Origin of the sequence: Pseudomonas sp. NBRC 111123 (assembly GCF_001320205.1) — a bacterium.
GTDB classification, from domain to species: Bacteria; Pseudomonadota; Gammaproteobacteria; order Pseudomonadales; family Pseudomonadaceae; genus Aquipseudomonas; species Aquipseudomonas putida_J.
The window spans coordinates 205355-227930 of sequence record NZ_BCAZ01000002.1 but is presented as its reverse complement, the minus strand read 5'-3'; the positions used below and the strand labels follow the sequence as shown (position 1 = coordinate 227930).

The 22576-nt window shown below is 63.0% G+C and carries 20 protein-coding genes; 10 read left to right on the top strand and 10 right to left on the bottom strand.

Going from position 1 to position 22576, the window contains the following annotated elements:
- On the top strand, nucleotides 1-1767 hold the full coding sequence (locus tag APH27_RS02280; protein ID WP_060483864.1) for a KinB sensor domain-containing domain: 1767 nt from the start codon (nucleotides 1-3) through the stop codon (nucleotides 1765-1767).
- A 12-nt stretch (nucleotides 1768-1779) separates the two neighbouring features.
- Here APH27_RS02280 and APH27_RS02275 read toward each other — a convergent pair whose 3' ends face one another.
- From APH27_RS02275 to APH27_RS02245, 7 genes are all read right to left on the bottom strand, one after another.
- Nucleotides 1780-3399 (bottom strand): EAL domain-containing protein, encoded by a 1620-nt coding sequence (locus tag APH27_RS02275; protein ID WP_027917195.1) that lies wholly within the window; start codon nucleotides 3397-3399, stop codon nucleotides 1780-1782.
- Nucleotides 3400-3481: 82 nt separating this feature from the next.
- Nucleotides 3482-4258 (bottom strand): N-acetylmuramoyl-L-alanine amidase, encoded by a 777-nt coding sequence (locus APH27_RS02270; protein ID WP_027917194.1) that lies wholly within the window; start codon nucleotides 4256-4258, stop codon nucleotides 3482-3484.
- Between the two features lie 65 nt (nucleotides 4259-4323).
- Nucleotides 4324-6300 (bottom strand): GGDEF domain-containing protein, encoded by a 1977-nt coding sequence (locus APH27_RS02265; protein WP_060483863.1) that lies wholly within the window; start codon nucleotides 6298-6300, stop codon nucleotides 4324-4326.
- A gap of 98 nt (nucleotides 6301-6398) precedes the next feature.
- The gene (locus tag APH27_RS02260) at nucleotides 6399-7253 is read right to left on the bottom strand and encodes an endonuclease/exonuclease/phosphatase family protein (RefSeq protein ID WP_027917192.1); all 855 of its coding nucleotides are present in this window, start codon (nucleotides 7251-7253) and stop codon (nucleotides 6399-6401) included.
- Between the two features lie 12 nt (nucleotides 7254-7265).
- Nucleotides 7266-7901, bottom strand: coding sequence for a thiol:disulfide interchange protein DsbA (dsbA, locus tag APH27_RS02255; protein ID WP_027917191.1), 636 nt, complete (start codon nucleotides 7899-7901; stop codon nucleotides 7266-7268).
- 153 nt (nucleotides 7902-8054) lie between these two features.
- The gene (locus APH27_RS02250; protein ID WP_027917190.1) at nucleotides 8055-8672 is read right to left on the bottom strand and encodes a cytochrome c; all 618 of its coding nucleotides are present in this window, start codon (nucleotides 8670-8672) and stop codon (nucleotides 8055-8057) included.
- Between the two features lie 31 nt (nucleotides 8673-8703).
- A complete protein-coding gene (locus APH27_RS02245) occupies nucleotides 8704-9006 on the bottom strand; it encodes a cytochrome c5 family protein (protein WP_027917189.1) in 303 nt (100 codons plus the stop codon).
- Nucleotides 9007-9199: 193 nt separating this feature from the next.
- Here APH27_RS02245 and yihA point away from each other — a divergent pair, with 193 nt between their 5' ends.
- The gene (gene yihA / locus APH27_RS02240; RefSeq protein ID WP_027917188.1) at nucleotides 9200-9832 is read left to right on the top strand and encodes a ribosome biogenesis GTP-binding protein YihA/YsxC; all 633 of its coding nucleotides are present in this window, start codon (nucleotides 9200-9202) and stop codon (nucleotides 9830-9832) included.
- 453 nt (nucleotides 9833-10285) lie between these two features.
- On the opposite strand, the gene polA is transcribed toward yihA, so the two are convergent.
- Nucleotides 10286-13033: a DNA polymerase I gene (gene polA / locus APH27_RS02235; RefSeq protein ID WP_027917187.1), complete on the bottom strand. Its 2748-nt coding sequence runs from the start codon at nucleotides 13031-13033 to the stop codon at nucleotides 10286-10288.
- Between the two features lie 74 nt (nucleotides 13034-13107).
- On the opposite strand from polA, the gene APH27_RS02230 reads away from it, so the two are divergent.
- Together APH27_RS02230 and APH27_RS02225 are read left to right on the top strand one after the other, a co-directional pair.
- Nucleotides 13108-13395, top strand: a complete 288-nt coding sequence (locus tag APH27_RS02230) for a DUF2782 domain-containing protein (RefSeq protein ID WP_027917186.1) — start codon at nucleotides 13108-13110, stop codon at nucleotides 13393-13395.
- A gap of 71 nt (nucleotides 13396-13466) precedes the next feature.
- Complete coding sequence (locus tag APH27_RS02225) at nucleotides 13467-14417, top strand: homoserine kinase (RefSeq protein ID WP_060483862.1); 951 nt, start codon at nucleotides 13467-13469, stop codon at nucleotides 14415-14417.
- 152 nt (nucleotides 14418-14569) lie between these two features.
- Here APH27_RS02225 and APH27_RS02220 read toward each other — a convergent pair whose 3' ends face one another.
- Complete coding sequence (locus tag APH27_RS02220) at nucleotides 14570-15526, bottom strand: zinc ABC transporter substrate-binding protein (protein WP_060483861.1); 957 nt, start codon at nucleotides 15524-15526, stop codon at nucleotides 14570-14572.
- Between the two features lie 18 nt (nucleotides 15527-15544).
- Between APH27_RS02220 and zur the strand changes: the two genes are divergently transcribed.
- The 4 genes from zur (at nucleotide 15545) to APH27_RS02200 (ending at nucleotide 18410) form a co-directional block, all read left to right on the top strand.
- Nucleotides 15545-16030, top strand: a complete 486-nt coding sequence (zur, locus tag APH27_RS02215) for a zinc uptake transcriptional repressor Zur (protein ID WP_027917183.1) — start codon at nucleotides 15545-15547, stop codon at nucleotides 16028-16030.
- Nucleotides 16027-16800 carry a zinc ABC transporter ATP-binding protein ZnuC gene (znuC, locus tag APH27_RS02210; protein ID WP_060483860.1) on the top strand — a complete coding sequence of 258 codons (774 nt, stop codon included), beginning with the start codon at nucleotides 16027-16029 and terminating at the stop codon, nucleotides 16798-16800. Before zur ends, znuC begins: the two co-directional genes overlap by 4 nt.
- Nucleotides 16793-17575 carry a zinc ABC transporter permease subunit ZnuB gene (znuB, locus tag APH27_RS02205; RefSeq protein WP_027917181.1) on the top strand — a complete coding sequence of 261 codons (783 nt, stop codon included), beginning with the start codon at nucleotides 16793-16795 and terminating at the stop codon, nucleotides 17573-17575. Before znuC ends, znuB begins: the two co-directional genes overlap by 8 nt.
- Nucleotides 17576-17702: 127 nt before the next feature.
- Nucleotides 17703-18410 carry a PA5502 family lipoprotein gene (locus tag APH27_RS02200; RefSeq protein WP_027917180.1) on the top strand — a complete coding sequence of 236 codons (708 nt, stop codon included), beginning with the start codon at nucleotides 17703-17705 and terminating at the stop codon, nucleotides 18408-18410.
- A 122-nt stretch (nucleotides 18411-18532) separates the two neighbouring features.
- Here APH27_RS02200 and katE read toward each other — a convergent pair whose 3' ends face one another.
- Nucleotides 18533-20662 carry a catalase HPII gene (katE, locus tag APH27_RS02195; RefSeq protein WP_027917179.1) on the bottom strand — a complete coding sequence of 710 codons (2130 nt, stop codon included), beginning with the start codon at nucleotides 20660-20662 and terminating at the stop codon, nucleotides 18533-18535.
- Nucleotides 20663-20888: 226 nt separating this feature from the next.
- On the opposite strand from katE, the gene APH27_RS02190 reads away from it, so the two are divergent.
- Both APH27_RS02190 and APH27_RS02185 read left to right on the top strand, forming a co-directional pair.
- Complete coding sequence (locus APH27_RS02190; RefSeq protein ID WP_027917178.1) at nucleotides 20889-21896, top strand: methionine ABC transporter ATP-binding protein; 1008 nt, start codon at nucleotides 20889-20891, stop codon at nucleotides 21894-21896.
- Nucleotides 21896-22567 carry a methionine ABC transporter permease gene (locus tag APH27_RS02185; protein ID WP_010951513.1) on the top strand — a complete coding sequence of 224 codons (672 nt, stop codon included), beginning with the start codon at nucleotides 21896-21898 and terminating at the stop codon, nucleotides 22565-22567. The genes APH27_RS02190 and APH27_RS02185 overlap by 1 nt, the downstream gene beginning before the upstream one ends.
- Nucleotides 22568-22576: the final 9 nt, after the last annotated feature.

The window sequence follows — 22576 nt, the reverse complement described above, 5'->3', positions numbered from 1 at the left end:
ATGAGGCTGCGCACGCGGCTCTTCCTCAGCATCTCGGCCTTGGTGACCGTGGCCCTGCTGGGCCTGCTGCTGGGGTTGGTCAGCGTGCTGCAGATGGCCACGGTGCAGCAGCAATCAGTGCGCGAGACCACACACGCGCTGGAAGTGGGCCTGAAACTGCGGCAAAACCTCGGCGAGCAACTGACACTGCTGCTGGACGAGGGCACCGCCCCGGAAGACTTGCGCGCCTTGCAGGACAACTTCCAGGCGCTGCTCAACCAAGGCCTGGCGCAAGGCGGCGAGCGCTCCGGGTTCAGCAAAGCCAGCAGTAACTACCAGGCCTTCCTGCAGGCCTACCGCAACAGCCCGGCGCCGGCCCGCAGCATGGGTGTGGAACAACCACTGGGCGCGGCTTTCAACCAGGTGCGCACTGACCTGGTCGACTCGCACAAGCAGGCCCTCGATCAAATCACCCGAAGCGAAGAGTACACCCGTGACCGTGCCTTGTTGGTCAGTGGCGTGCTGGGCCTGATGGGGCTGGTGGTGCTGGTGCTCGGCTTCGTCACCGCCCACAATATCGCCCGCCGCTTCGGGCAGCCTATCGAAGCCCTGGCCAAGGCTGCCGACCAACTCGGCCAAGGTGATTTCGAAATCACCTTGCCGGTCACACAGGCCATCGAGCTCAACCAGCTGACCCGCCGCTTTGGATTGATGGCTGATGCTCTGCGCAAGCACCAGGCAACCAACGTCGATGAGCTGTTGGCTGGTCAGCAGCGCCTGCAAGCCGTACTCGACAGCATCGACGATGGCTTGCTGATCATCGATCGCCAAGGGCACCTCGAGCACCTCAACCCAGTTGCTCAACGGCAGCTTGGCTGGAACAACAGCCGCGTCGGTAGTGGCCTGGCCGAAGCCCTGCAGCGCCCAGAACTGGAGCATCAACTGCGTCAGGTACTGCGTGGCGGCAGCCTGGATCGGCCACCGGACGACCTGAGCATCGAGGTCGATGAAGAATCCCGCCTGCTGACTTACAGCCTGACCCCAGTCAGCCATCCGCAAGGGCCGATTCTGGGCGCGGTGATGGTGCTGCACGATGTGACCGAGCAACGCGCCTTCGAGCGCGTACGCAGCGAGTTCGTGCTTCGTGCCTCGCATGAGTTGCGCACCCCGGTGACCGGTATGCACATGGCATTCGGCCTGTTGCGCGAGCGGCTGAAGTTCCCGCCCGAGGCTCGCGAAAGCGATCTGCTGGAAACCATCGGCGAGGAAATGCAGCGCCTGACCCAGCTGATCAACGACCTGCTGAACTTCTCACGCTACCAGAGCGGCCTGCAGAAGCTTGAGCTTGCCCCATGCGCCATCGACGAATTGCTGGACAGGGCTCAGCTGCGCTTTGGCGAACAGGCCGCAAACAAGCAGATCGAACTGATCAAGGCGCTGGAACCGCCGCTGCCACGCATCCAGGCCGACATTGCTCAACTCGACCGGGTACTGGACAACCTGCTGCACAACGCCATTCGCCATACCGCCAATGGCGGCCGTATCCGCCTGCATGCACGGCGACACGCGGAGCGGGTGATCATCAGTGTCGAGGACAATGGTGAGGGCATCGCCTATGGCCAGCAGGGGCGGATCTTCGAACCGTTCGTGCAGGTTGGCCGCAAGAAAGGCGGCGCTGGGTTGGGGCTGGCACTGTGCAAGGAGATCGTGCAGTTGCATGGCGGGCGCATGGGCGTGTTTTCTCGCCCGGGGCAGGGCACTCAGTTCTATATGGCCCTGCCGGTCTGACGCCGTCTGCGCTCAGGGCTCATCATCGATCCGCGCCCGCCGTGGCTGCCGCCCGCGGGTCACCAGTTCGGCGAATTGCCGGGCATTGAGCGGATGGGCGAACAGCCAGCCCTGCCCATAGTTCACCCCTTCGCTGTTGAGCAGCACCGCCTGCGCCTCGCACTCGATGCCCTCGGCAATTACCCGCAGATGCAGGTCATGGGCCATGCGAATGATGTGAGGCGCCACACCGCTGCTGGCAGCGTCGTGCCCCAGGGCATCAATGAACGCCTTGTCGATCTTCAGGCAGTCCACCGGCAAGGTCTGCAGATAGGCCAGGCTGCAATAGCCCGTACCGAAATCGTCGATCAGCACCTGGTGCCCGACCGCACGCAGGGCTTGCAGGTTGTCCCGCGCCACTACCACGTCGATCAAGCCTCGCTCGGTGACTTCAAAGGCAATCTGGCTGGCCGCGACGCGGTGCAGCGCCAGCAGCCGCGCCGCCACCCGGCCAATGCGCGGCACCATCACATCGCAGGCGGCCAGGTTCACCGAGATATAAAGGTTGCGATGCGAACGCAGCAGCTGGCCCAACTGCTCCAGCACCCGTTGCAGTACAAAATCGGTGATCTGCCGGATCTGCCCGGTGTTTTCCGCCAAGGGGATGAACAAGTCCGGGCTGGTCAGCGATCCGTCCGGGCGCCGCCAACGCACCAGGGCCTCGGCACCGACACAGCGACGGCTGTCGAGCTCGATGATCGGCTGGTACAGCACCTGCAGCTCGCCCCGGCGCAGGGCATTCTGTAGCTCGGAACTCATCGAACGCCGCTGCAGGATCAGCTGCAACACCAGCCAGCCAATGCAGCACGCCGCCAGCACACTGCCGGGGAACAGCAGCCAGAGCATGCCGTTCATGCGCAACGGCAGGCTGGCCCGCGGAGCGATCAGCACCAGCTGATAGTCAGGCGACTTGGTCGGCATGCGATAGACCAGCCGATCACGCAGCTCGAACAAGGACTTCTGGCTGGGAGGTGGCCAACCACTGGTCGGCGGCCAGGCCTGGGGCGGGCCCAGCACGGGAATAGCGCGGGTGCCGTTATCCAGCACCACCAGCAAGCTGCCGCCCGGTGGCAGGTCGACCACATCGGTCAGGTGCCCGCGTGAGGTGGAAACCAGGAAATTACCCCGGGCGAGCATCAAGGCGGCGAGGTTTTCGTTGGGTTCAGTGGTTGTATTGAGCCAGTAGCTGTAGGTCGGGCCCTGGATATCCGGCGCTCGGGTTGGCACGAAGGCCCTTGCTCCCCCCCGGTTGGAGCAGGCGACATTGGCATCTACATAAGCCGCTTCATAGATGAAGCGCGACCCCAGGCCAACCTGCTGCAACACCGAAATCATCGCCGGGCTGCAGCCGCGCAGCGATTGCGCCTGCAGTTCGTCCACGCCCTCGCGCAGCTGGCCGAACACCTGCTCCAGGCGGTCGAGAAAGCGCTCGCCCTGGGCGTTCATCTGCGCGCTCTCGCTTTCCTTCATCTGCTGCAGCGCGATACCGATGCTGGCGGTCAGCAATACTGCGGCGCTGGCCAATGCTGCCAAGGAGGCCAGCATCCAGGGGCGGTAAAAAAATTGGCGCAGCGCAGAAATCAGGGCAGACATGGGCAGCATCCAGTTGATTAACAAGGTATAGCAACTGGAATGAGAATCGGCTTTGCCGTTTGGCGCCCGAATGCAATTCGCCTTAGCGCATGCGGTTGAGCACCGACAGCATCGCCGCAGTCTGCGCGTCCGGCATGCCGTCAAAACGCTGCGGACGGAAGTGCATCTGGAAGGCTGCGATGACGTGCCGCGTGGCTACATCGAGCTGCCCGGTCTGCTCGATGGCATAGCCAAAGCGCGCCAGCTCCTGCTGGTACCAGCCGATGGTCGGTGGATTGACGTTGAAGTAAGCCTGCTGACGGGCGACGGCAGTGGGCTCGGGCCAGACACCCAGGCCTGCATCCGCCAGGCGCTTCCAGGGGAACAGCGGGCCTGGGTCGAGCTTGCGCGAGGGGGCAATGTCGCTGTGACCGATGATGTGCCGCGGCTCGATGTTGTTGCGTTTGACGATGTCCTTGAGCAACGCGATCAACGACTGGATCTGTGCCTCGCTGTAGGGGTACCAGACACGTCCATTGGCGGTTTCGTCGAAGCCCGGGTTGACGATTTCGATACCAATGGAGCTGGAATTAAGCCAGGTGCGCCCCTGCCACTGACTGTCACCTGCATGCCAGGCGCGGCGGTTCTCGTCGACCAGCTGGTAGACCGTGCCAGGGCCGTCACCGATCAGGTAATGGGCGCTGACCTCGCCATGGGTCAGCAATGCCAGCGAACGCTCCAGCGAGGCGTTGGTGTAATGCAGGACGACGAACTGGATACGGTTGTCCTGGTTGGCGGAAGGGTGGCTGCGGTCGATGCGCAGGCCGGTCGAGCAACCGGCCAGCACCATCAGCAGCAATGCAGAAAATAGCGCTTTCATGTAGGAGGCCAAGGTAATCAGGCAGTAACGCAATAGCATAACGTATGCGCGTGCAGGCCACTCGCTCAGCTTTGTTCCACACGGTTACGGCCGTGCTCCTTGGCCCGGTACAAGGCGGCATCGGCGCGCTTTAGCACCTGGTCGCCACGCTCGCCAGAACGGAAGGTACTCAAACCGATGGATGTGGTGATGACCACACGTTCGCCCTTGAAATGGAACGGGCAGGCCTCGATCGCCGCGCGCAGCACTTCGGCAACTTGAGCAGCGGCTGCCGGCGATGTCTGCGGCAGCAACAGCACGAACTCTTCGCCGCCGAACCGGGCAATGAAATCACGTGCGCGCATGCGTTTGCGCAACTGGTCGGCAACGATTTTCAGTACCTTGTCGCCAGCCAGGTGGCCGTAGCTGTCGTTGATGCGCTTGAAGTGATCCAGGTCGAGAATTGCCATGGCCAGATGGCCACCGTGCTCCTGCCAGTCGATCATTTCCTGCTCGACCCGCTCGGTCCAGGCCGCACGGTTGGGCAAACCGGTCAACGGATCGATCAGCGCCTTTTGCCGCTGTTCTTCCAGGTGCTCGCGATAGCCCAGTGCCTCCTGCTCCATGCTGGCCACCCGCTCGGCCAGGCCCTGCAGGCGGCCGGCAAGCTCCTGCTCGCGGTGATCACGCTCATGCTGGTGCTCGTCCATGGTGCCAAGCAGCCCTTCCAGGCGGTTTTCCAGAATGTGCTTCAAGCTGTCCACATCGGCTGCGCCCTGCACACTGCTTTGCAGGCCATCCACCTGTTCGCGCAGCTGGCTGTCCAGTTCGCGCGCAGCGGAACTGTTGTCGGCATGACCCGCACTGGCTTCGTGCAGGTGGCTCTGGAAGGTTTCGAGGCGTTCGTTGAGCTGCTGCAGGTAAGTCTCGAATTCGTGCTGCCCGCTGTCGGTGATCGCCAGCATGAGCACGGCCAGGTCATCGAGGACCGGTATCAGTTCATACCAGTTCAGCCCGCGTGCCACCCGCTCGCGCATCTCCAGGGCCTGGGCCTTGTGGCGTTCCGGCAGGCTGAGGTCGTCCAGCAGGCCGATCAGGGTCTGCTCGATGTGTGCAGCGACCTGGCTGTAGGGCGGCTCTACCGCATCGGGAAGGGAGTAGGGGCCGTCCTCACCGTACACTTCTTCAAGTGTCGCTGGCACTTGGGCCGCCGGCTGCTCAGGCGACTCCTGCACTTCGGCAGGCTCGTCTGGCACGGACTCAGGCTCAGGCTCAAGCTCAGGCTCAGGCTGTTGCACGGCCTGCGGATGATCTTCTTGTTCAACCGTATGGGGCTCTGCGAGCACCTCTGGCTCGGCTGTATCAGCATCCTCTTCAGGCATCGGGGCAGCCACCGCCGTCGGCAGAGGTTGCAGCTCGTCCACATCACGCGGCGGCAAGTCCACCAGTACAGGCCCATCCGGTTGCGGTTGGGCTGCGGCGAGGGCGATTTCCGGCTGAGCTTGTGCAGCTACAGCGTCTTCTACCTGCGGTTGGTTATCGCGGTTACCGAACAGGCGCTGCAGCAACCCCGGCCGGGCCTCGTCATCCGCCTTGCTGAGGGAAGAAAGGGCGCGGCCTTGAAGCCCACTGAGTTCACCCAGCAAGGGTGGCAGCTCACGTGACTGAGCAACACCGCCATCGAGCTTTTTTGCCAGTTTTTTCAGAGGCCGTGCAACGTCACCTGGCAACGGCAACGCTTGAAGCTGGGTAACCAGCGCATTCAGGGCATCACTGACCTGATTCATGCGGGTTTCCCGGCGCTGTTCGGAGTCCAGCACCGCCTTTTCCAAGCGCGGAATCAGGCCGGCAAGGCCGGCGTCCATGTTGTCGCTGCGGATGACTTCGCGCATTTCCTTCATGCACTGGTCGACGACCTTGTCACTGCCTTCAGCCGCCAGGGTGCTTCGCACCAGGCCACGGCGCAACAGGTCGAGACGCGCGTCCCAGCGACGCTCGAGTTTTTCCTGCTGTTCGATGCTTTTAAGGTATTTTTCTTTCCAGCGCTCGGCTTCTTCGGTCATGCCTGGATCCGCGATGGGTAATGCATCTGTGGGCTGTGTAATTACACGCTGTCGGCGGGCCCCTCGAACACTTGAGGGCTTGCCGCGCTTTAGCTGATCTAGCTCAAGACCGGCAGCGTATCCACAGTCAGTGCATCAGGCAATCGGATCTCTACCGCAACGGGAAGATGGTCGGAAATCGGCTGTGCCAGTACCTCGACCCGTTCCAGGGTCAGGCTCGGGCTGAGCAGGATGTGATCCAGGCAGCGCTGCGGGCGCCAGCTGGGGAAGGTGGCTTCAACCTGGGGGGCGATCAGGCCCAGGTCGCGCAGGGGCGAGTGTTCAAGCAGGTCGGTAGCGTGAGTATTCATGTCCCCCATGAGCACCTGATGGCGGTAGCCGCCAATCAGCTCACGGATGTAGGCCAGTTGCAGTGCGCGCGTCTTGGCCCCCAAGGCCAGGTGCATCATGACCACGATCAGCGCATCCTCACCCTCACCGAAACGCACCAGGATCGCGCCACGGCCGGCTGGGCCAGGCAGCGGGTGGTCTTCGAGGAGTTGCGGCTTCAGGCGGCTGAGCACGCCATTGCTGTGCTGGGCGAAACGCCCGAGGTTGCGATTGAGCTGCTGGTACCAGTAGGGGAAAGAGCCCAGCTGGGCGAGGTGCTCCACCTGATTGACGTAGCCTGAGCGCAAGCTGCCGCCATCGGCCTCCTGCAGGGCCACCAGGTCGAAATCACTGAGCAACTGGCCGATTTTCTGCAGGTTGCTGGCCCGCCCCGTGTGCGGCAAGAGGTGCTGCCAGCTACGGGTCAGGTAATGCCGGTAGCGCTCGGTACTGATGCCCACCTGGATGTTGAAGCTGAGCAGCCGCAGACGACCATCCTCAGGCAGGCCAGGGGCCTGCAGGTGATGCTCGTTGACCTGCGGCTGGTGCAGGCCAATGCCGCGCGTGCTTCTGAAGCGGGGCATGGGATACGCCGCTTACTTAGCGGCGCGCTCCTTGGCGATCAGTTGGTCGGCGACGTTCAGCACGCCTTCCGGCCCGCCAGCGGTGCCCAGGTCGAAGCGGTACTTGCCGTTGACCACCATGCTCGGTACGCCGGTGATTTCGTACTTCTTCGCCAGCTCCTTGGCCTGGTTGACCTGGCCCTTGATGGCGAACGAGTTGAAGGTGGCGAGGAACTTGTCCTTGTCGACGCCCTGGGTGGCGAGGAAGTCGGCCATGTCTTTCGGGTCGGTCAGGCGCTTGCGCTGGTTCTGGATGGCGTCGAAGACTGCGGCATGAACCTTCTGCTCGACGCCCATGGCTTCGAGGGTCAGGAACATCTGGCCGTGAGCGTCCCATGGGCCGCCGAACATGGCCGGTACGCGCTTGAAGTTGACGTCCTTGGGCAGCTTGTCGACCCACGGGTTGATAGTCGGCTCGAAGTGGTAGCAGTGGGGGCAGCCGTACCAGAACAGCTCGACCACTTCGATCTTGCCTGGCTGGGATACCGGAACAGGGTTGCTCAGCTCGATGTATTCCTTGCCGGCGGTGGCAGGCTCCGCAGCCTGAACGGCAGTCATACCGAAGACGCTGGCAGCGACCAGCGCGGCGCTGAGAATCAGTTTACGCATGCTTTACTCCTGAGCATTCATTGGTCGCCTCGACGCGACCTGTGCTGAGACCGGCGGCGAAGGGCCCGAGTTCTGTAGTGTAACGGCTGCGGACAGAAAAAAGGGCGGTCCGCGCCGCCCTTTCATCTTTAGCGTTGCAGCATTAACCGAATGTTAATGCAGGCCCTGGATGTAGCTGGCCAGTGCTTCGATCTCGTGGTTGCTCAGCTTGCCGGCGATGGTGCGCATGGTCATCGCGTCGCCGTCATTGGTGCGGTTGCCCTCACGGAAGTCGGTGAGCTGTTTGGTCACGTACTGCGAATGCTGGCCGCCCAGGTGCGGGAAGCCGGCGAGGGCGATACCCGCACCATTGGGCGAGTGGCAGCCAGTACAGGCGGGCATGCCTTTTTCCAGGTTGCCGCCATTGAACAGCGCGCGGCCGCGTTCGACCAGCTTGGGATCGGCGGCACCGACGCTACCCTTCTGGCTGGCGAACCAGGCGGCGATATCGGCCAGGTCCTGGTCGCTGAAGTTGGCCAGCATGCCGGTCATTTCCAGCACGGTGCGCTTGCCCGACTTGATGTCGTGCAATTGTTTTTCCAGATAGCGCTGGCCCTGGCCGGCCAGTTTCGGGAAGTTCGGCGCCAGGCTGTTGCCGTCAGGGTTGTGGCAGGCACCACAGACGGCTGTCTTGGCCTGGCCAGCGGCGGCATCGCCTTTGATGGGTTCTGCAGCAGTGGCCGCACCTGCGACACCCAGGGTCAACAGCAGACTCACGACTAGTTTGTTCATCAGCTAATCCAACACGGCTAAGGGTGAAATGTTATGTATCGGGACTGCCGCTCATCCAAAGGATGACCAAACGGTAGTCCTCGGCACTGCAGTCCATGCACAATCCACGCGGCGGCATAGCCTTGAAACCCTGGGTAACATGCACCACCAGTTGCTCCATGCCTTGCGCCAGCCTTGGCTCCCAAGCTGCCGGGTCACCCTTCTTGGGTGCCTGTGGCAACTGCCCGGCGTGACAGGCCGCACACGTGCGGTTGTACAACGCCTCGGGATCCTGTGTAGCCTGTGCGCTGAAAAACGGCAGGAACATACCGACAGCTAGCAGCCATTTCGCCATGCGAAACGACCTGACAGGGTTGGGGGACGCGCTGCGTTCTGATGCGCGAGCTATTGTTCGACACCCCATGCACATTCCCCTTCGCTGGGAGAATGAGCACACAAAAACTGGGGCATTATATACTTCCGCCATCCAAACGGAAACGACACCGCTTGCCGGCCTAGGCTTTGGCAACACCCACATCGGATATCCCATGCAAGTCAAGAACCCCATCCTCGGCCTCTGCCAGAAAGCCAAATTCGCCCTCAGCGCTGCCAAGGTCGAACAATGCCCGGACGACCAGGGTTACGAGGTGGCTTTCGCCGGCCGCTCCAACGCCGGCAAATCCAGCGCCCTCAATACCCTGACTCATGCCAGCCTGGCGCGTACCTCGAAAACCCCAGGGCGCACCCAGCTGTTGAATTTCTTCAGTCTGGACGATGAACGGCGTTTGGTCGACCTGCCGGGCTACGGATATGCAAAAGTCCCGATTCCGCTCAAGCAGCATTGGCAGAAGCACCTGGAGGCGTACCTCGGCAGCCGCGAGTGCCTGCGCGGGGTGATCCTGATGATGGATACCCGCCACCCGATGACCGATTTCGACAAGATGATGCTCGACTGGGCCAAGGCCAGCGGCATGCCGATGCACATCCTGCTGACCAAGGCTGACAAGCTGACCCACGGTGCCGGCAAGAACACCCTGCTCAAGGTGCAGTCGGAAATCCGCAAGGGCTGGGGTGATGGCGTGACCATCCAGCTGTTCTCGGCGCCCAAACGCCTGGGCCTGGAAGAGGCCTATCGGGTGCTGGCGGACTGGATGGAACTGGAAGACAAGCCCGCTGTTTGATGGCCTCAACAGCGCCGCTCTTGTGGGAGCGGCCTTGTGTCGCGAAAGGGCTGCGCAGCAGCCCCGGCAATTTTTGCTATGAAGCTGGCACCCTGGGGCCGCTGCGCGCCCCTTTGGCGACACAAGGCCGCTCCTACGGAAGGGGTGATAGAGCCTGCAAGGCAAATTCCGGGCAAAAAAAACCCCGGACTTCGTATGGGGAGGGGGAAGTTCGGGGTTCAAGTCTGGACCGCTAGGGCGGGGTCCAGGTATCTGCCAACACTTAACACAACATAGGAGCATCGAAAGGCTTCACCAGCCATTCAGTTACTCTGAGTTCCGCTTCACCGGTTTAGTTCCGGAGCCCTCAAAACTATTTTCGATAGTTTCATGAAACCCCCGAACGAGTGGCATCGAGCCATGCCAGGATCCGCGTCACTACGTCGCAGATCCTACACACCTTTCCTGGCTCAATCAGTGAGCTTCGTCCCAATTCGAACCAACACCTGCTTCGACCACCAGCGGAACATCCAGCTGCGCGGCGTTGCTCATGTGCGTGCGAATTTCATCTTTCACCTGGTCGACCAGGTCTTCACGTACTTCCAGCACCAGTTCGTCGTGTACTTGCAGGATCACGCGCGCGTCCAGGCCGCTCTCGTTCAGCCAGTTGTCGACGTTGACCATGGCGCGCTTGATGATATCCGCGGCAGTGCCCTGCATCGGCGCGTTGATCGCGGTGCGCTCGGCGCCCTTGCGCAGGGCCGGGTTCTTGGCGTTGATGTCCGGCAGGTACAGCCGGCGGCCGAACAAGGTTTCGACGAAGCCTTGCTCCGCGGCCTGGGCGCGGGTGCGCTCCATGTAGGCCAGCACGCCCGGGTAGCGGGCGAAGTAGCGGTCGATGTAATCCTGCGACTGCTTGCGGTCGACGCCAATCTGCTTGGCCAGGCCGAACGCACTCATGCCGTAGATCAGGCCGAAATTGATCGCCTTGGCGCTGCGACGCTGCTCGGTGGTGACCTCTTCCAGCGCCACGCCGAACACTTCCGCAGCAGTGGCACGGTGCACGTCCAGATCATTGCGGAAGGCGTGCAGCAGCCCTTCGTCCTTGGCCAGGTGGGCCATGATGCGCAGTTCGATCTGCGAATAGTCCGCCGCCAGCAGCTTGTAGCCGGGGCTGGCAACGAAGGCCTGGCGAATGCGCCGGCCCTCGGCGGTGCGGATCGGAATGTTCTGCAGGTTCGGGTCGCTCGACGACAGGCGACCGGTGGCAGCCACGGCCTGTTGGTAGGAAGTGTGGATACGCCCGGTACGCGGGTTGATCTGCCCTGGCAGCTTGTCGGTGTAGGTGCTCTTGAGCTTGCTGAGGCTGCGGTACTGCATCAGCACCTCGGGCAGCGGGTAGCCTTGCTCGGCAAGCTCGTCGAGCACTGCCTCGGCGGTGGAAGGCTGGCCCTTGGCAGTCTTGCTCAGTACCGGCATGCCCAGTTTGTCATACAGAATCGCCCCCAACTGCTTGGGCGAGCCGAGGTTGAACTCCTCGCCGGCCAGCGCGTAGGCGCGCTGCTCCAGCTCGGCCATCTTTACGCCCAGCTCACCGCTTTGCACCTGCAGCAACGCTGCATCGACCAACGCGCCCTGGCGTTCGATCTTGGCCAGCACCGGCACCAGCGGCATTTCGATGTCCATCAGCACCGTCTGCACGCTCGGCGTCTGCGCCAGGCGTGCCTGCAGTGCGTGGTGCAGACGCAGAGTGATGTCGGCATCCTCGGCGGCGTAAGGGCCGGCCTTGTCCAGGTTGATCTGGTTGAAGGTCAGCTGCTTGGCGCCCTTGCCGGCGATGTCCTCGAAGGCAATGGTGGCGTGGTCGAGGTATTTCAGCGCCAGGCTGTCCATGTCGTGACGGGTGGCGGTGGAATTGAGTACGTACGACTCGAGCATGGTGTCGTAAGCGACGCCACGCATCTCGATGGCTGGCGAGTTGTTGGCAAGGATGTTGATGTCGTACTTGGCGTTCTGCCCGACCTTGGCCTTGGCCGGGTCTTCCAGCAGTGGTTTCAGCGCCAGCAGCACAGCCTCACGGTCCAATTGGGCCGGGGCGCCTTCATAGTCATGGGCCAGCGGCACATAGGCAGCTTCATTGGGCTCGACGGCGAATGACAGGCCAACCAGCTGCGCCTGCTGGGCGTCCAGGCTGGTGGTCTCGGTGTCGAAAGCAAACAGTGGCGCCTGGCGCAGCTTCTGCAGCCACGCGTCGAAGCGCGCCTGGTCGAGAATGGTCTCGTACTTGGGCTCGACCTTGGCGGCCGGCTCTTCGACCGCCGTGACGGCATCGCCGGCCTTGGCCGCATCGCGCTGCACATCGGCAATCCAGCTCTTGAACTCCATCTCGGTGTACAACGCAAGCAGCGCCTCGCGGTCAGGCTCGCCGCAGACCAACGCTTCGACTTCCACATCCAGCGGCACATCGCACTTGATGGTGGCCAGCTCATAGGACAGGAACGCAGCGTCGCGGTGCTCTTCGAGCTTTGCGGCCAGGGTCTTGGCGCCACGGATGGCCAGCCCCGGAACCTTGTCGAGGTTGGCGTACAGGTCGCTCAGGCCACCGCCGATTCCGGTCAGCAGCCCAACAGCGGTCTTTTCACCCACGCCGGGTACGCCCGGGATGTTGTCGACCTTGTCGCCCATCAGGGCGAGGAAGTCGATGATGTGCTCAGGGCCGACGCCGAACTTCTCATGCACGCCAGCGATGTCCAGCACACTGCCGGTCATGGTGTTGACCAGGGTCACATGGCCGTCTACCAGCTGCGCCATGTCCTTGTCGCCGGTCGAGATGATCACCGCGCGGCCCTGCGCCGCACTGCTGCGCGCCAGGGTGCCGATCACATCATCGGCCTCGACGCCTTCGACACACAGCAGCGGGTAACCCAGCGCCCGCACGCTGGCGTGCAAGGGCTCGACCTGCACCCGCAGGTCATCGGGCATGCTCGGGCGGTTGGCCTTGTACTCGGCGAACATGGCATCCCGGAACGTCCCGCCCTTGGCGTCGAAGACCACGGCGAACAGGCTGTCGGGGTATTGCTTGCGCAGGCTCTTGAGCATGTTCAGCACACCCTTGACCGCGCCGGTCGGCATGCCCTTGGAAGTGGTCAGCGGCGGCAGCGCATGGAAGGCGCGGTAGAGGTAGGAGGAACCGTCCACCAGGACGAGGGGCGCTTGGCTCATGAGCAGAATCAACCTTTTCGGCGGGTCCGGAGCTAGAATAGCCGGATCAATGACGACAAAGGGACTAGGTTATCATGCGTACACTCAATCGCCTGTTACTGCTCGGCCTGTTGGCAACCATGCCGGTCGTCACCCTGGCGGCGGAAGACGCCCCCTCGGCCGATCCCGAGGTGACCATTCGCACGGAAGGCGACAAAACCATCCAGGAATACCGGCAGAACGGCTTCCTGTATGCAATCAAGATCACGCCGAAAAACGGCAAGCCGTATTTCCTGGTCCGCGCCGATGGCACTGATGCCAATTTCATTCGTTCCGACCAACCGGACATGCTGATCCCGTCCTGGAAGATCTTCGAGTGGTAATCTGACGCGCGCACCGTTCACATCAACCCGGCACTTCCCGGCGGAAGTGCCCGTATGGGCTTTTTTTCATCATGTCAGTCTTCACCCCCGTGACCCGGCCTGAGCTGGAAACCTTTCTGGCGCCGTACGAGCTGGGCCGTCTGCTCGACTTCCAGGGCATTGCCGCCGGTACCGAAAACAGCAACTTCTTCGTCAGCCTCGAACGGGGGGAGTTCGTCCTGACGCTGGTCGAGCGCGGCCCGGTCGAGGACATGCCGTTCTTCATCGAACTGCTCGACGTGCTGCACGGCGCCGACATGCCGGTGCCCTATGCCCTGCGCGACCGTGACGGCAACGCCCTGCGCGAGCTGTGCGGCAAGCCGGCACTGCTGCAGCCACGGTTGTCGGGCAAGCACATCAAGGCGCCTAACGCTCAGCACTGCGCCCAGGTTGGCGAGCTGCTGGCGCACATTCACCTGGCCACCCGCGAGCGCATCATCGAGCGCCGCACCGACCGCGGCCTGGACTGGATGCTGGCATCGGGTGCCGAACTGTTGCCACGCCTGAGCACCGAGCAGGCCGCACTGCTGCAGCCTGCGCTGGACGAGATCACCGCGCACAAGGCGCAGATCCTGGCCTTGCCACGGGCCAACCTGCATGCCGACCTGTTCCGCGACAACGTGATGTTCGAAGGCACCCACCTGACCGGTGTCATCGACTTCTACAACGCCTGTTCCGGGCCGATGCTGTATGACATCGCCATCACCGTGAACGACTGGTGCCTGGATGAACACGGTGCGATCGATGTGCCGCGGGCCCAGGCGTTGCTGGCAGCTTACGCGGCGCTGCGGCCGTTTACCGCTGCCGAAGCCGAGCTGTGGCCAGAGATGTTGCGAGTAGGCTGCGTGCGCTTCTGGCTGTCGCGCCTGATTGCTGCAGAATCGTTTGCCGGGATGGACGTGATGATCCATGACCCGAGCGAGTTCGAGGTGCGCCTGGCGCAGCGCCAGCAAGTAGCATTGCACCTGCCGTTCGCCCTCTGAGCCCATCCGCGAACGCTTCTGTAGGAGCGGCCTTGTGTCGCGAAAGGGCTGCGCAGCAGCCCCAGGATTTCAGCGTCAGGGCATCGATTGATGGGGCTGCTTTGCAGCCCTTTCGCGACACAAGGCCGCTCCTACAAGGGTCGCATCCCGCCTTAGAGTTTTTCCAGGCACCCAGCCAGGTCACCACCGAGCTTCTCGAGCAGTCGCTCGTAGCCCTTGGCATCCACCGGATCTGTGCCACCCAGGGCATCCAGCTCCGCCAAGCGCACCGGAAGCCCGGCCGTCAACGTCTCGGCCAGGCGCGGCCGCAGCGGCGGCTCGCTGAACACACACGTCTTGCCCACTTCCTGGAGGCGCTTGCGCATCGCAGCCACATGCTGCGCGCCCGGCTGCACCTCGGACGCCACACTGAACACGCCCGTGTGCTGCAGGCCATAGGCTGACTCGAAGTAATCAAACGCTTCGTGGAACACGAAGTAGGGCTTGCCAGCGATACCGGCCACCCGCGCCTTGATCCGCGCATCCAGGGCATCCAGGCGCTCGGTGAAGGCCTTCAGGTTGCTCTGGTAGTGCGCGGCATTGGCCGGGTCGGCCGCTGCCAGGTCAGCCGCCATCTTCGCCGCAATCACACGGGCGTTGACCGACGACAGCCACAGGTGCGCATCCAGGCTGCCCGGGCGGTGATCATGGTCGTGGTCGTCCTGACCCTCCTCCTCATGGGAATGGCTGTCCTGGCCAAAGTGACGCAGCTTCATGCCGGCCAGCGACTGCACGGCCACTGTCGGTTTGCTGCGGCTGCCCAGCACCCGTGGCAGGAAGTTCTCCATGTCTGGGCCGATCCAGTACAGCAGGTCGGCATCGCCCACCTTGCGTACATCGGAAGGGCGCAGGGCGTAGTGATGCGGCGAAGCGCCCGGCGGCAACAGCACATCCGGGCTGCCCACGCCATCCTGCACGGCGGCTGCTATCTGCTGCAGGGGTTTGATACTGGTCAGCACACGCACGTCGGCCTGTGCCGAGCAGGCGATGAAAGCGACAAAAAGCACAAGGAATCGGGACACGATGAATACTCGACTCGTCAGAAACAGGTAACATAATAACGTCTCCATCCAGAACCGTCGCTGCCCATGTCCATCACGCCGCTGGCTCACCGTCCCCACGATCATTCCCATTGCGTGCACAGCGCCTTGTCCGAAGCCGATGCCCTGTGCACGCGCCAGGGCCTGCGCCTGACGGCACTGCGCCGGCGTGTGCTGGAGCTGGTGTGGCAGAGCCACAAGCCGCTGGGTGCCTACGACATCCTTGCCGTGCTCAGCGAGCAGGATGGCCGCCGCGCCGCGCCGCCCACCGTGTACCGCGCCCTGGACTTCCTCCTGGAAAACGGCCTCGTTCACCGCATCGCCTCGCTCAACGCCTTCATCGGCTGCAGCCACCCGGAGCACGCGCACCAAGGCCAGTTCCTGATCTGCCGTGTGTGCCACGTGGCTATCGAACTGGAGCAGGACAGCATCAGCGACGCCATTATCAACAGCGCCAAGGGCGTGGGCTTCAGCGTCGAAACCCAGACGGTGGAAATCGTCGGCCTGTGCGCCAACTGCCGGAGCGCGGCATGAGCGACGCCCTGATCCGCCTCGAGCAGGTCGGCGTCAGCTTTGGCGGCGAGGCCGTGCTCGACAGCATCGACCTTTCAGTGGCGCCCGGCCAGATCGTTACCCTGATCGGCCCCAACGGCGCCGGCAAGACCACCCTGGTGCGCGCCGTGCTCGGGCTGCTCAAACCGCACCGCGGCAAGGTCTGGCGCAAGCCGAAGCTGCGCATCGGCTACATGCCGCAAAAGATTCAGGTGGACGCCACGCTGCCGCTTTCGGTATTGCGCTTCTTGCGCCTGGTACCCGGGGTAGACCGTGCGGCTGCCTTGTCGGCACTGCAGGAAGTCGGTGCTGAACAGGTCATCGACAGCCCGATCCAGACCATCTCCGGCGGCGAGATGCAGCGCGTGCTGCTGGCCCGGGCGCTGCTGCGCGAGCCACAGCTGCTGGTGCTCGACGAGCCCGTGCAGGGCGTCGACGTAGTCGGCCAGACCGAGCTGTACAACCTGATCACACGCCTGCGCGACCGCCACGGCTGCGGCGTGCTGATGGTCTCCCACGACCTGCACCTGGTGATGAGCGCCACCGACCAGGTGGTCTGCCTGAACCGCCACGTGTGCTGCTCGGGCCACCCCGAGCAAGTCAGCAACGACCCCGCCTTTGTCGAACTGTTCGGCCAGAACGCCCCAAGCCTGGCCGTCTATCACCACCATCACGACCACAGCCATGACCTGCACGGCTCGGTCGTCGCCCCTGGCGCCCATGTTCACGGAGAGCACTGCAAGCATGGCTGATTTTCTTCTTTACGCCTTGCTTGCGGGTTTGTCCCTGGCAGTGGTCGCGGGCCCACTCGGCTCATTCGTGGTGTGGCGGCGCATGGCCTACTTCGGCGATACCCTGTCCCATGCCGCGCTGCTGGGCGTGGCCATGGGCTTCGTGCTGGATGTGAGCCCGGCCCTGGCGGTGACCGTGGGCTGCCTGCTGCTGGCAATCCTGCTGGTGACCTTGCAGCAACGCCAGCCATTGGCCTCCGACACCCTGCTCGGCATCCTCGCCCCCAGCACCCTGTCGCTGGGCCTGGTGGTGCTGAGTTTCATGCATGACGTGCGCATCGACCTGATGGCCTACCTGTTCGGCGACCTGCTGGCCATCAGCACCACCGACCTGGCCTGGATCCTCGGCGGCAGCGCACTGGTCCTGCTGCTGCTCGCCGCGCTGTGGCGGCCGTTGCTGGCCATCACCGTGCACGAAGAACTGGCCATGGTCGAGGGGCTGCCCGTGGCCGGCCTGCGCATGGCGCTGATGTTGTTGATCGCCGTGGTGATCGCCGTAGCCATGAAGATCGTCGGTGTATTGCTGATCACATCGCTGCTGATCATTCCTGCCGCCGCCGCGCAGCGTCACGCCCGCTCGCCAGAGCAGATGGCGCTGGCCGCAACGCTGATCGGCATTACCTCGGTGTGCGGTGGCCTGGCCATGTCCTGGTTCAAGGACACCCCGGCCGGGCCATCGATCGTGGTCTGCGCGGCGGTGCTATTCTTGCTGAGCCTGGCCCTGCCAAAACGTTGAAAATCAGGGTGCACACAGGTGCACCTTGCAACCTTTTCACGGGTAAAGGGTCTGTAAGACTTATTTTCGAGCGTGCGCACCTGGGTGTAGACTTGCTCGCTTTTTGCGCAAATAGAGAGTCGCAGGAATGAAGCCGTTCGCATCTCGTTATCTGCTTGTTGCCGCGTTTTCCCTGTTCCTGGCCGCGTGTTCCAGCGCGCCGGTCGAGCAGGCCGATGCACCTGCCCAAGCCGATGCCTGGCAGCAGCTGCAACAGAGTATCGCCAGCAACGAGCTGGCCACCGCCGAAGACCAGCTGGCGGCGCTGCAGGCGCAGTCGCCCGATGATGCTCGCCTGGAGCAAAACCAGCGCCAGCTGGCCGAGGCCTATCTGAAACGTAGCCAGATTGTGCTGCAGAAGGGCGACGTCAATGCTGCCGCCACCGCGCTGGCACGGGCCCGGGCGTTGATGCCACAGGCACCGGCGGTGACCGGCGGCGATGCCGTGACCCAGGCGCGCAAGGCAGAACTGGAAAAGGCAGAAGCGGCCTTGAAGGCTGCCGAGGCCAAGCCACAGGCGCGTGTGATCGACCCGACGGCGCCGAGCACCGTGATTGCACTGAAGACCACCGACATTCGGGCGATGCGCCGCCAGCTCGACGAAATTGCCAAGGACGTGGTCAATTACCAGTGCGAGGTGGTGTTCCAGGTGCCGCGCACGCAGGATGCGCCTTGGCTCAAGAACCTGCTGGAGAAGCGCGTGCACAAGCTCGACAGCGGTTTCGAGCTGAAACAGAAGCATGAGATCCAGCGGTCGATGCCGGCGCAGGTGGTGCTGGTCCCGCATCAGCGTTGAGAATCTGGGGCGCTACGCGCCCCTTTCCGATCAGTCCGGCGCCCCGGCAAGGCGCGCCTACAAGGACTTGCGATTTCCTGTAGGAGCGGCCTTGCGTCGCGAGAGGGCTGCAAAGCAGCCCCCTAGGCCGGCACAGCCTCAGCAGCAGCTTCCCGCTCCCACACCCGGTGCCCTTCAACTGCTTTGACAAAGGCATCCACCACCTTCTGCTCATCCCCAAGCAGCAACCCCTTGTCCTCCTTGAGCCCAAGCTCCTTCGCCAGCTCCTTGGTCAACACCATTGCCTTCAGATGCTTGTAGCCCTCCAGCAGAAAGTGCTTCGCCAGCCCACTGGAGCCCAAGGCCTTGTCCACCCCCTTGGGCACGACAATCCCGTCGAACATGATCGACGGCATCCCCTCCATCGACGCATCTACCGGCAACGCCTTGCCATCCGCCGTCTTCACCGGCGCCGAAGTCGGCCCCAGAAGCATTGGCCGTGCGCTTTCGGCTTCCAGCGCCTTGACCAGCTTGTCGACACTTGCGCCATCCACACCATCGGCGACCAACACTGCAATCTTGCGCCCCTTGATACCCACATCACCAGGGTGGTTCATCTGGCTCAACGCCTTTGACTGCGCGGGGTTGCTACCTTTCACCTGCACCGTTCCCTGCTTCGGCGCCGGCAGCCCGAGGTTAGCCGCCACCGCCGCCGCCAGCTTCAGGTCGATATTGGCGAGGATCTCGTTCACCTCACGCTGGCGGATGCTCTCACGCTCCACCTTGCCCAATTCAAAGCTGTAAGCCTTGATGATGTGCTGCTGCTCGGTCGCGCTCATGCTCTGGAAGAACAGCCGTGCCTGGGAGAAGTGGTCGCCGAACGATTCGCTGCGCTGGCGGATCTTGTGCGCATCGATGCGCTCCTGATAACTCTCGAAGCCACCGTCCTGCGCGGCAGGCGGCGTCTCTTTGGGCCAGCCGCCATCGATGGAATTGGGCTCATACGAAGCCCGGCCCTTGTCGATAGTCATGCGGTGCATGGCATCGCGCTGGCTGCTGTGGTTCGGGGCCACTGGGCGGTTGATCGGGATCTCATGGAAGTTGGGGCCACCGAGGCGGCTGATCTGGGTATCGGTGTAGGAGAACAGCCGGCCCTGCAGCAACGGGTCGTTGCTGAAATCGATGCCAGGCACGATATGCCCCGGGCAGAACGCCACTTGCTCGGTCTCGGCAAAAAAGTTGTCGGGGTTGCGGTTGAGCACCATCTTGCCCAGCGGGGTGACGGGTACCAACTCCTCCGGGATGAGCTTGGTCGGGTCGAGCAGGTCGAAGTCGAACTTGTGTTCATCGGCCTCAGGCACGATCTGCACGCCCAGCTCCCACTCAGGGTAATCCCCGGTCTCGATCGCATCCCAGAGGTCACGGCGGTGATAGTCAGTGTCCTTGCCTGCAAGCTTTTGCGCCTCGTCCCACAGCACCGAGTGCACGCCCTGGCGGGGCTTCCAGTGGAACTTGACGAAACTGGCCACGCCCTCGGCATTGATCATGCGGAAGGTGTGCACGCCAAAGCCCTCCATCATCCGCAGGCTACGTGGAATGGCGCGGTCGGACATGGCCCAGATCACCATGTGCGCAGACTCCGGCACCAGCGAGACGAAGTCCCAGAAGGTGTCGTGAGCCGAGCCGCCGGTAGGCATCTCATTGTGCGGTTCGGGTTTGACCGCATGCACGAAGTCGGGGAACTTGATCGCATCCTGGATGAAAAACACCGGCATATTGTTGCCAACCAGGTCGAAATTACCTTCATCGGTGTAGAACTTGACGGCAAAACCGCGCACATCGCGCACTGTGTCCCCTGAGCCACGCGGGCCCTGCACCGTTGAAAAGCGCACGAACACCGGGGTGATTTTCTCAGGGTCCTGCAGGAATCCGGCTTTGGTCAGCTCGGCATGGCAGCCATAGCTCTGGAAGTAGCCATGGGCACCAGTGCCGCGGGCGTGGACGATGCGTTCAGGAATGCGCTCGTGGTCAAAGTGGGTGATCTTCTCGCGCATGATGAAGTCTTCGAGCAGCGACGGCCCGCGTGCGCCGGCTTTCAGGCTGTTCTGGTTGTCTGCGATTTTCACACCTTGGTTGGTACGCAGTGCCTGCCCGGTTGCGTCGCTGCGAAATGTTTCCAGGCTTTGCAGCTTGGCGTTGGTGTTGGCCCGGTCAGGGGTCTGGGTACCGGCGGCCTCGCTGTGCTTGGGCGCGTCCGTCTTCTTGCTGGGCATGGTCGGCTCTCCTCATCAGTCTTCAGGCGTGCCCGTGTCGGGCTTGTTCAAGTAGTGACTGGAGGGCACTGTCGAGCGTTCAATCAGGATTACCGGTTGTCGCGATATGCCCGAAGGATTGGTGCATTACGAAATAAATGCTAAGAACAGCTATGGGAAAAGGCTAAAATGCGCGACCCCAGCTAACCGCTGCCCCAAATTCCATGCGCCCCACAAGGTTCGCTACGTGATCGAGTTCCAACAGGTACATAAAACCTACCGCGTTGCCGGTAGGGAAATCCCCGCGCTGAATCCGACCAGCCTGACCATCGAAAATGGCCAGGTGTTCGGCCTGATCGGCCATTCCGGCGCCGGCAAGAGCACCATGCTGCGCCTGATCAACCGCCTCGAAGAACCTTCCGGCGGCACGATCATCGTCGACGGCGAAGACGTCACCGCGTTCAACGCCAGCCAGCTGCGCGGCTTCCGTCAGCAGGTCGGGATGATCTTCCAGCACTTCAACCTGCTGGCTTCCAAGACGGTCGCCGACAACGTCGCCCTGCCGTTGACCCTGGCAGGCGAGCTGTCGCGCAGCGAGATCGACAAGCGCGTCACCGAGCTGCTGGCCCGCGTCGGCCTGCAGGACCACGCGAAGAAATACCCGGCCCAGCTTTCCGGCGGGCAGAAGCAGCGCGTCGGCATCGCCCGGGCGCTGTCCACCAACCCGAAGATCCTGCTGTGCGACGAAGCCACAAGCGCCCTCGACCCGCAGACCACCGCTTCGGTGCTGCAGCTGCTGGCCGAGATCAACCGTGAGCTGAAGCTGACCATCGTGCTGATCACCCACGAAATGGACGTGATCCGACGGGTCTGCGACCGCGTGGCGGTGATGGATGCCGGCCAGATCGTCGAGCAAGGCTCGGTGGCCGAGGTGTTCCTGCACCCGCAGCATCCGACCACCAAGCGCTTCGTCCAGGAAGACGAGCAGGTCGACGAAGGCGAGCAGCGCGACGACTTTGCCCACGTGCCAGGCCGCATCGTGCGCCTGACCTTCCAGGGCGACGCCACTTACGCCCCACTGCTGGGCACCGTGGCCCGCGAAACCGGTGTGGATTACAGCATCCTCGCCGGGCGTATCGACCGCATCAAGGATGTCCCCTATGGCCAGCTCACCCTCGCCCTGATCGGCGGTGACATGGAAGCGGCGTTCGCCCGCTTCAAGGCAGCTGACGTACATATGGAGGTACTGCGTTGATGGACGCCCTGAATTTCTTCGCCAACGTCGACTGGGCCGAAATCTGGCTGGCCACCGTCGATACCATGATCATGCTGTTCGGCTCGCTGTTCTTCACCGTGCTGCTCGGCCTGCCGCTGGGCGTGCTGCTGTTCCTCTGCGGGCCGAAGCAGATGTTCGAGCAGAAGGGCGTGTACGCGCTGCTGTCGCTGGTGGTCAACATCCTGCGCTCGCTGCCGTTCATCATCCTGCTGATCGTGATGATCCCGTTCACCGTGCTGATCACCGGCACCTCGCTGGGTGTCGCCGGCGCCATCCCGCCGCTGGTGGTGGGGGCCACGCCGTTCTTTGCGCGCCTGGTGGAAACCGCCCTGCGTGAAGTGGACCGCGGCATCATCGAGGCCACCCAGTCGATGGGCGCCACCACCCGCCAGATCATTACCAGCGCACTGCTGCCAGAAGCCCGCCCGGGCATCTTCGCGGCGATTACCGTCACCGCCATCACCCTGGTGTCGTACACCGCCATGGCCGGTGTGGTCGGCGCTGGCGGCTTGGGCGACCTGGCCATCCGCTTCGGCTACCAGCGCTTCCAGACCGACGTGATGGTGGTCACCGTGGTGCTGCTGCTGGTCCTGGTTCAAGTCCTGCAGAGCGTGGGCGACAAACTGGTCGTGCATTTTTCCCGTAAGTAACCCCAATGG